Raw genomic sequence first — 8,704 nt, forward strand, 5'->3', positions numbered from 1 at the left:
GATTTAATCAGCGCTTCCCTAGACGATAGTTTCATGAATCCTGTTCAATGAGTTATATCCCCGCTGCCTTTGTAGTCACTTCACGGGAAGGCGGAATGAGATTACAAGAGTAAGATAAGTAGAAAATAAGAATTAAATGAATAAAATTTGAAGGGGCCGTTATAGTTGAGAAAAGTCTGCCCCATGGCAGCCTTCGGGCATTAAAATTCATTGACAAGGGAAAATGGAAATATTAGAATAATTAAGGAACGTAAGCAATAGAGATTTCATTGTTGCAGGGCTTGTGCATTGGGAGCGCAGGCTTTTTTATCTCAAGTGGGAGAGGAGCGGCCATGTCTGCTGAAAGAATCCATATTTCTGAAGACATACAGAGCAGGAAAGCTGTGTTCTGTTCGCCTGCCTCTCTTTTTGCTGAAACGTTGTATCCAATCGGTGTAAACTCCTTTTGCGGGAATCTTATGACTATGAGTCATTTTTCTGCAAAGGGAGATTTTTTTTGAGATGAATGTCTCAATGAGGGAGGAAATTGACAAATGCATGTTGGAATTGTTATGGGCAGTGATTCCGATTTACCGGTCATGAAAAAGGCCTTTTCCATTCTTGATGATTTTGGAGTCACCTATGACGTCACCATTGCTTCTGCTCACAGAACGCCGAAGAAGCTGGCTGATTTTGTGGCAGAGGAAGAAAAGAAGGGAGTAGGGGCCTTTATCGCCGGCGCCGGCATGGCAGCAGCCCTTCCCGGCGTAGTAGCCAGCCTGACGCTGAAGCCGGTTATCGGGGTTCCCCTTTCCGGTGCGAAGCTGGATGGCATGGATGCCCTGTTTTCTATCGTGCAGATGCCTTCCGGTATTCCGGTGGCTACGGTAGCCATTGACGGCACCAAGAATGCCGCTTTCCTGGCTGTGGAAATCGGTGCGGTTTCTGATAAAGCACTCTTTGAAAAGTACAAGGCTTACCGGGAAAAGGCAGCAGAGGAAATTTATGCCAAGGATGCAAAGCTGCAGGCAGAACTGGGAAAGTAATTTTCCTATTCCACAGAAAATCATAAGATTATTATTTTAAGGAGAGAATCAAATGAAAGAATACAAACCTTTTAAATCCGGCAAAGTTCGTGAACTGTATGATCTGGGGGACAGCCTGGTCATGGTATGCACCGACCGCATTTCCGCTTTTGATAACATCCTGAAATGCCCCATCCCGGAAAAGGGCGTGGTGCTGAACCGTATGTCCAAGTTCTGGTTCGATTTCACAAAGGACATCGTTCCCAACCATATGATTTCCATTGATACGAAAGATATGCCCGAATTCTTCCAGACAAAGGAATTTGAAGGCCGCTCCATGAAGACCATGAAGCTGGACATGATTCCGGTGGAATGCATCGTCCGCGGCTACATCACCGGTTCCGGCTGGGAAGGCTACCGGAAGGACGGCAAGGTCTGCGGCATTGCCCTTCCGGAAGGACTGAAGGAATGCCAGAAGCTGCCTCATCCTATTTTCACCCCCTCCACCAAGGCACCGGTAGGGGAACACGACCAGAATATTTCCATGGAAGAAGGGGAAGCGTGGGTGAATAAGTTCTTCCCGGGAAAAGGCAAAGAATACATGGAAAAACTGTCTGAACTGACCCTTGCCCTTTACAACAAGTGCGCTGACTATGCTCTGGAAAGAGGCATTATCATTGCAGATACAAAGTTTGAATTCGGTCTGGACAAGGAAGGAAATATCGTTCTGGGCGATGAAATGCTGACTCCCGATAATTCCCGCTTCTGGCCGGCTAAGGGTTACGAAGCAGGTCATGGCCAGCCTTCCTATGACAAGCAGTTTGTCCGCGATTACCTGAAAGCTCATCCCGGAGACACCGTACCGCAGGACATTATCGATAAGACCATCGGTATCTACAAGGAAGCTTACGAACTCCTTACCGGTGAAAAGTTCTGATTGAAAAATGGACAGGCTCTGCCTCAATGGGGTGGCATGGGCCTGTCCCTGCGGAAAAGCCCCAGAATTTAGACTCCTGGGGAAGCACTGATTCATTCATAGANNATAGAGTCTGCTTTTATAAGAAATTTTATGCACTGCTTCGTCATGGGGCTCTTTAAACAGCCTTGCATTGCATAAAATTTCAGGAATAAAAGCAGACAATCATTGAATCAGCGCATCTCCAGGGAGTCCGAAGTATAGGAAAGTCAGGAGAATTCCGTAATGTATAAAAGCATGGAAGTATATGATGACAAGCCGCATGAAGAATGCGGAGTGTTTGGTATTTTTGACCGGGAGCTGTCTGCGGTGCATGAAACCTACTACGGTATTTTTGCCCTGCAGCACCGGGGCCAGGAAAGCGCAGGCATTACCGTTTCCGACGGAAAGTCCATGGAAACTTTCCGCGGCATGGGTCTGGTGACGGAAGTATTCCGCAACCTGCCGGAAAAGGAAGGCCACATCGGTATCGGCCACGTGCGGTATTCTACCACCGGCTCCTCCATTCCGGTGAATGTGCAGCCCCTGCAGGCTGACAGCATTGACGGGCCTATGGCTCTTGCCCATAACGGGAACCTGGTGAACACGAAGAATCTGAGACGCCGCCTCCTTCTGGAAGGTTCTACCTTCTCCACCACCATGGACACGGAAGTGATTATAAAGCTTTTGGCCAGAAGCCGCCGGGCTACGGAAGAGGAAAAATTCAAGGAACTGATGGATGAAATCCATGGGGCCTATGCCATCGTAGCCTGCACCAATGATGCTCTCTACGGCTGCCGGGATCCCTTCGGCTACCGTCCCCTGGTTCTGGGGAAAACAGAACACGGTTGGGTGCTGGCTTCCGAGACACCGGCGCTGGATGCCATTGACGCAGAGTTTGTAAGGGATGTTCTCCCCGGTGAAATCGTGGCCATTGATGACAGCGGCGTCCGCTCCACCATGTACTGCTCCGTAGGCAGCCACCGCCATGGCATCTGTTCCTTTGAATACATTTATTTTGCCCGCCCCGATTCCATTATGAACGGCCAGGACATTTACCAGGCCCGTCTGAATATGGGCAGAAAGCTCTGGGAAGAAACCCATTACGACGGCGATGTGGTAATGAGCGTGCCGGACTCCGGCAACGTAGCAGCCCTGGGTTATTCCGCGGCCTCCGGCATTCCTTTTGTTGAAGGGCTCCTGAAAAATAAATACATGGGCCGTACCTTTATCCAGCCGGGGCAGAAGAAGAGAGAAAGGGCTGTACGGATGAAGCTGAATCCCATCCGCATGAATGTGGAAGGCAAGCGCATTATTCTGGTCGATGATTCCATCGTCCGCGGCACCACCAGCGGTATCATTATCAACCTTCTGAAAAATGCAGGGGCGAAGGAAATCAAGCTGTGTATCAGTTCTCCGCCAGTACGGTACCCCTGCTTCTTCGGCATTGATACGGCTGAAAGAAAGCAGCTGATTGCAGCCAAGTATTCCACCGAGGAAATCTGCAAAATGATCGGCGCCGATTCCCTTCATTACCTGTCCCAGAAAGGACTGGCGGAATCGATTTCCAATATTAAGGCATCGGACATGTGCTTTGCCTGCTTCGACGGCGTGTACCCGGAAAAGGTACCCCATGACGGACTGGGCAGCATGGAAGATGAAGAATAGGGAGGAACCATGAGCGAAAAGAAAAAAGGCTTGACCTATGCAGAAGCAGGCGTAGATATTGACGCCGGCGAAAGAGAAGTGGAACTGATTAAGAAATCGGTACAGGCCACCTATACCCGTGGCGTTATGGGGGATATCGGCGGCTTCGGCGGCCTTTTCCGCCTGAAGGATGAACTGACGGAAGATCCCATCCTTGTTTCCGGCACCGACGGCGTTGGCACCAAGCTCCGCCTGGCCATCGAAATGGGCATTCATGATACCATCGGACAGGACTGCGTAGCCATGAGCGTCAATGACGTACTGGTACAGGGTGCAAGACCCCTCTTCTTTCTGGACTATATTGCCACCGGCAAACTGGAACCGGAACTGATGGCGGAAATCGTGAAAGGCGTGGCCAATGCGTGCATTGAGTCCGGATGTGCCCTCCTTGGCGGCGAAACGGCGGAAATGGCCGGCTTCTATGCCAAGGGAGACTACGATGTGGCCGGCTTTGCCGTAGGCATTGTAGACAGAAAAGACCTCATTACCGGTGAAGATATTGCTCCCGGTGATGTGATTCTGGGCCTTCCTTCCACCGGCGTTCACTCCAACGGCTATTCCCTGGTACGCCGCATTATCAAGGATAACGGCCTTTCCCTGGATAAGGTATATGGAGATATGGACAAGCCTTTGGGCGAAGTGCTTCTCACACCGACCCGCCTCTATCCGAAGCCTGTGATTCCTGTGCTGAAAGGTACCAAAGTAAATGGCATGGTCCATATTACCGGCGGCGGTTTCTATGACAATATTCCAAGAGTGCTTCCCAAAGGCACCCGGGCTGTGCTGGACGCAGAAAAATGGCCGCTTCTCCCGATTTTCCCATTCCTTATGAAAGAGGGGGGCGTGGAACCCCGGGAAATGTACCGCACCTATAACTGCGGTCTGGGCATGCTCCTCATTATGAACAGGGAAAATGCGGAAAAGGCTAAGGAAATCCTGAAATTCATCAATGAACCGGTGTATGAAGTAGGCGAAATCACAAAAGGAAACCAGGACGTAGTTGTGACAGGTGGTCTTTTCAATGAGTAAGAAGAGAATCCTTATATTTGCTTCCGGCAGGGGCTCCAATGCAGAGGCCATTCATGAAGCCACAGTGGATGGCAGAGTGAATGGCACGGTAGTAGGCGTCATCTGTGACCACGCCGATGCCCAGGTACTGAAAAGAGCAGAACGCTGGAACGTTCCTTCCACAGTACTGGAACTTAAATCCTTTGAAAACAAGGCAGCCTTCAATGATGCTATTCTGGAAGCAGCCAGATCCTATGACCCGGACCTCATCTGCCTGGCAGGATACATGAGAATCTGCGGTGAAAATCTGATTCATGCCTTTCCGAACCGGATTATTAATATCCATCCGGCCCTGCTGCCCAGCTTCCGCGGGCTCCATGCCCAGCGGCAGGCCGTAGAGGCAGGGGTGAAGGTGGCCGGCTGCACCGTTCATTTCGTAGGCACCGGCCTGGACGACGGCCCCATCATTACCCAGGTGGCAGTACCTGTATATGATGACGACACTGAAGAAACCCTTTCTGACCGCATTCTGCAGCAGGAACATCCGGCCTATGTGAGAGCGGTGACCGCTTTCTGCGCAGATCAGTTGCATATAGAGGGACATCATGTGAGCGGCATGCACAGCCGCCCTGAAAAATAAAGGACATATATTTCTATGATCAAGGATATATATTTCGATAAAGGGGGAGTAAACTATGGCAATTAAAAGAGCCCTGATCAGTGTATCTGATAAGACCGGGGTAGTGGAATTTGCAAAGGGACTTCATGAACTGGGGGTGGAAATCATTTCCACCGGCGGCACCATGAAAGCCATTGCAGCAGCAGGCATTCCTGTGAAATCGGTTTCCGAAGTCACCGGCTTCCCGGAAATGATGGACGGCCGTGTAAAGACCCTCCATCCCATGATTCACGGCGGCATCCTGGCCATCCGTGACAACCCGGACCATGTGAAGGCTATGAAGGAACATGGCATTACAGGCATCGACCTGGTGGCTGTGAACCTCTATCCTTTCCGTGAAACCATTGCAAAACCCGGCGTCACCAGAGCTGAAGCCATTGAAAATATTGATATCGGCGGCCCCTCCATGGTACGCGCCGCTGCCAAGAACTACAAATACGTCACCATCGTGGTAGATCCTTCGCAGTACGGCGAAATTCTGGAACGGATTAAGAATGACACACTGGACGAAGATTTCCGTCTGAAGCTTTCCAGAAAAGCATTCCTCCACACCGGTCTCTATGACTGCGCTATTGCAGACTACCTCACCAAAGAAGTGAACGGCGACAAGGACGCACTGCCGGATATTTACAGCAAAGCCTTCGTAAAAATCCAGGACCTCCGCTACGGCGAAAATCCCCACCAGAAAGCAGCCTTCTACAAGGATCCCGAAGCCAAAGGCGGCATTGCAGCAGCCAAACAGCTCCATGGCAAAGAACTGTCCTACAACAACATTGTGGACATGGAAGCAGCCTGGGATCTGGTATGCGAATGGGGTAAAGAGCAGCCGGCCTGCGTTATTATCAAACACACCAACCCCTGCGGTGCAGCCCTTGGCAAAGATGCACTGGATGCCTTCCAGCGCGCCTTCAACGCAGACAGCAAATCCGCTTTCGGCGGCATTGTAGCCATGAACCAGGTCTGCGACAAAGCGGCAGCAGAAGCGATGAAACCTATTTTCTTTGAAGTGGTTATGGCTCCGAAATTCTCCCAGGAAGCCCTCGATATTCTGGAAACCAAGAAAAATATCCGTCTCATCGAAGTACCGGCAGCCTTCAAGGAAGAGCTGCAGCTCCATAAAGTTTCCGGCGGCCTTCTGGTACAGACCCCGGACAACAGCGCAGAAACAAGAAAAGACTGCAAAGTGGTGACTAAGAGAGCTCCTACAGAAGAAGAATGGCAGGCCATGGAATTCGCATGGAAGATTGTAAAACATGTGAAATCCAATGCCATCGTCCTCACCGGTAAGGATGTGACCTATGGCGTAGGCGCAGGCCAGATGAACCGTGTAGGCTCCGCTGACATTGCCATTGCAGAAGCCGGAGAAAAGGCAAAGGGCGCCGTCATGAGCTCCGATGCCTTCTTCCCCTTCGGCGATACCATCGAAGCAGCAGGCAAAGCAGGCATTACGGCAGTTATCCAGCCCGGCGGCTCCATCAGGGACCAGGAATCCATTGACATGGCCAACAAATACGGCATTGCCATGGTATTCACCGGACATCGTCATTTCCGTCACAGTTAAGAGAGGTTTTTTCCATGAAGGTATTAGTCATTGGTAGCGGCGGCAGGGAACATGCCCTGCTCTGGCGGCTGGCACGGAGCCCTTCCGTTACGGAAGTCTATGCCATCCCCGGTAATGATGGTATGAGCAATGTGGCCCACCTGATTCCCGTCAAAGGACATAGAGATATACTGGACTTTGCCAGATTGATGAAAGTTGACCTGACCGTAGCCGGACCGGAAACGGTTCTCACCGAAGGTCTGGCCGATGAATTCGAAGCGGAAGGACTCCCTTTCTTCGGCCCCTCCAAAGCGGCAGCCCGCATTGAAGGCTCCAAGGGGTTTGCTAAAAATCTGATGAAGAAATACGGCATTCCAACTGCCGCCTACGAAGTATTTACCGACGAAGACAAGGCAGTGGAATACCTGGTGAATAACCGGAAATATCCTATCGTTATCAAGGCCGACGGCCTGGCGGCCGGTAAAGGCGTCATCATCGCCCAGAACGAAGATGAAGCCATCAGCACAGTGAAAGACATGCTGGAAGGACACTCCTTCGGCGGCGCCGGCCGGTCTGTGGTTATTGAAGAATTTATGGAAGGGGAAGAAGCCTCCGTCCTCTGCTTCTGCGACGGCACCCACGTGGTACCTATGGTTTCCTCCCAGGACCATAAGAGAATCTTCGACAACGACGAAGGCCCCAATACCGGCGGCATGGGAGCCTATGCACCGGCTCCGGTGATGACCGATGAAATGATGGACGAAGTGAAAGTCAAAATCCTCCGCCCCATTGTGGCAGCCATGAAAAAAGAAGGGTATCCCTTCAAAGGCTGTCTCTATGCAGGCCTTATGATTACCGACGAAGGCCCGAAGGTGGTAGAATTCAACTGCCGCTTCGGCGACCCGGAAACGGAAGCGGTCCTTCCCCTCTTCGACGGCGACCTGGCCCAGGTGATGCTGGACTGTGTCCATGGGAAACTGAAAAAGGAAGACGTGAAATGGAAGAAAGGCTGCGCCGTAGACGTAGTCATGGCCTCTGCCGGCTACCCCGGCTCCCACTCCTCCGGTGAAGTCATTTCCGGACTGGAAGAAGCGGAAAAAGCCGGATGCATCGTATTCCACGCCGGAACAGTGAAGAAAGACGGAGAATACGTAGTCAATGGCGGCCGCGTCCTCAACGTAGTGGCCCTGGCGCCTACTCTGGAAGAAGCCAAAGCCAAAGCCTACGAAGGGGTCTCCAAAATCCACTGGGACGGAGTTCAGTACCGGCACGACATTGCAGACAAAGGCATCAGACATTTGAAAGATAAAGAATGATTACAAAAGCGGAGCCCTGGGGCTCCGCTTTTGTGCTATCCGCTGCCTTCCGTCATTTCGAGCGCAGCAAAGCGGAGTCGAGAAAACTCCCGGCGAAAAAGTTTCCTGCTGTGATGAAAGACAATGGTATCATGGCGGGGAGGAAATCATAGGCGAACAGTTTCCTGTCGGTAAGAAGCACCAGCGGGTGTCATCTCAGTAGGAAACCATTCGCAAACAGTTTCCTGCCGTGATGAATACCAACGCTGCCCCGCCGCTCCGTCATTTCGAGCGCAGCGAAGNNCGAAGCGGAGTCGAGAAATCTCCCAGCGAAAGTTTCCTGCCGTGATGAATACCAGTGATGTCGTGTCGGGGAGGAAACCATTCGCAAACAGTTTCCTGCCGGTAAGGAACACCGGTGAGTGTCATATCAGTAGGAAACCCTTCGCAAACAGTTTCCAGCCGCCATGAATACCAATGCTGCCCCGCAGTTCCGTCATTTCGAGCGCAGCGAAG

7 protein-coding genes are annotated in these 8,704 nt (G+C 51.4%); all 7 read left to right on the forward strand.

What is annotated here, in order from left to right; translation table 11 throughout:
- The first annotated feature begins 533 nt into the window (after positions 1–533).
- The 7 genes from purE (at position 534) to purD (ending at position 8,209) form a co-directional block, all read left to right on the forward strand.
- Positions 534–1,025 carry a 5-(carboxyamino)imidazole ribonucleotide mutase gene (gene purE, locus B2Y11_RS02580; protein WP_291055825.1) on the forward strand — a complete coding sequence of 164 codons (492 nt, stop codon included), beginning with the start codon at positions 534–536 and terminating at the stop codon, positions 1,023–1,025.
- 52 nt (positions 1,026–1,077) lie between these two features.
- Complete coding sequence (locus B2Y11_RS02585; RefSeq protein ID WP_291055827.1) at positions 1,078–1,941, forward strand: phosphoribosylaminoimidazolesuccinocarboxamide synthase; 864 nt, start codon at positions 1,078–1,080, stop codon at positions 1,939–1,941.
- A 264-nt stretch (positions 1,942–2,205) separates the two neighbouring features.
- The gene (purF, locus tag B2Y11_RS02590; protein WP_291055829.1) at positions 2,206–3,627 is read left to right on the forward strand and encodes an amidophosphoribosyltransferase; all 1,422 of its coding nucleotides are present in this window, start codon (positions 2,206–2,208) and stop codon (positions 3,625–3,627) included.
- Positions 3,628–3,636: 9 nt separating this feature from the next.
- Complete coding sequence (gene purM, locus B2Y11_RS02595; protein ID WP_291055832.1) at positions 3,637–4,695, forward strand: phosphoribosylformylglycinamidine cyclo-ligase; 1,059 nt, start codon at positions 3,637–3,639, stop codon at positions 4,693–4,695.
- Positions 4,688–5,314: a phosphoribosylglycinamide formyltransferase gene (gene purN / locus B2Y11_RS02600; protein ID WP_291055835.1), complete on the forward strand. Its 627-nt coding sequence runs from the start codon at positions 4,688–4,690 to the stop codon at positions 5,312–5,314. Before purM ends, purN begins: the two co-directional genes overlap by 8 nt.
- A gap of 55 nt (positions 5,315–5,369) precedes the next feature.
- On the forward strand, positions 5,370–6,914 hold the full coding sequence (gene purH, locus B2Y11_RS02605) for a bifunctional phosphoribosylaminoimidazolecarboxamide formyltransferase/IMP cyclohydrolase (RefSeq protein ID WP_291055838.1): 1,545 nt from the start codon (positions 5,370–5,372) through the stop codon (positions 6,912–6,914).
- Positions 6,915–6,928: 14 nt separating this feature from the next.
- Positions 6,929–8,209 carry a phosphoribosylamine--glycine ligase gene (purD, locus tag B2Y11_RS02610; RefSeq protein WP_291055841.1) on the forward strand — a complete coding sequence of 427 codons (1,281 nt, stop codon included), beginning with the start codon at positions 6,929–6,931 and terminating at the stop codon, positions 8,207–8,209.
- Positions 8,210–8,704: the final 495 nt, after the last annotated feature.

Source organism: Dialister sp. UBA1703, from assembly GCA_002320515.1.
Taxonomy (GTDB): Bacteria; Bacillota; Negativicutes; order Veillonellales; family Dialisteraceae; genus Dialister.

What these genes read in the sequence shown, in the direction of transcription:
- purE (WP_291055825.1), top strand. Translation starts at nt 534, where the DNA reads ATGCATGTTGGAATTGTTATGGGCAGTGATTCCGATTTACCGGTCATG.
- B2Y11_RS02585 (WP_291055827.1), top strand. Translation starts at nt 1,078, where the DNA reads ATGAAAGAATACAAACCTTTTAAATCCGGCAAAGTTCGTGAACTGTAT.
- purF (WP_291055829.1), top strand. Translation starts at nt 2,206, where the DNA reads ATGTATAAAAGCATGGAAGTATATGATGACAAGCCGCATGAAGAATGC.
- purM (WP_291055832.1), top strand. Translation starts at nt 3,637, where the DNA reads ATGAGCGAAAAGAAAAAAGGCTTGACCTATGCAGAAGCAGGCGTAGAT.
- purN (WP_291055835.1), top strand. Translation starts at nt 4,688, where the DNA reads ATGAGTAAGAAGAGAATCCTTATATTTGCTTCCGGCAGGGGCTCCAAT.
- purH (WP_291055838.1), top strand. Translation starts at nt 5,370, where the DNA reads ATGGCAATTAAAAGAGCCCTGATCAGTGTATCTGATAAGACCGGGGTA.
- purD (WP_291055841.1), top strand. Translation starts at nt 6,929, where the DNA reads ATGAAGGTATTAGTCATTGGTAGCGGCGGCAGGGAACATGCCCTGCTC.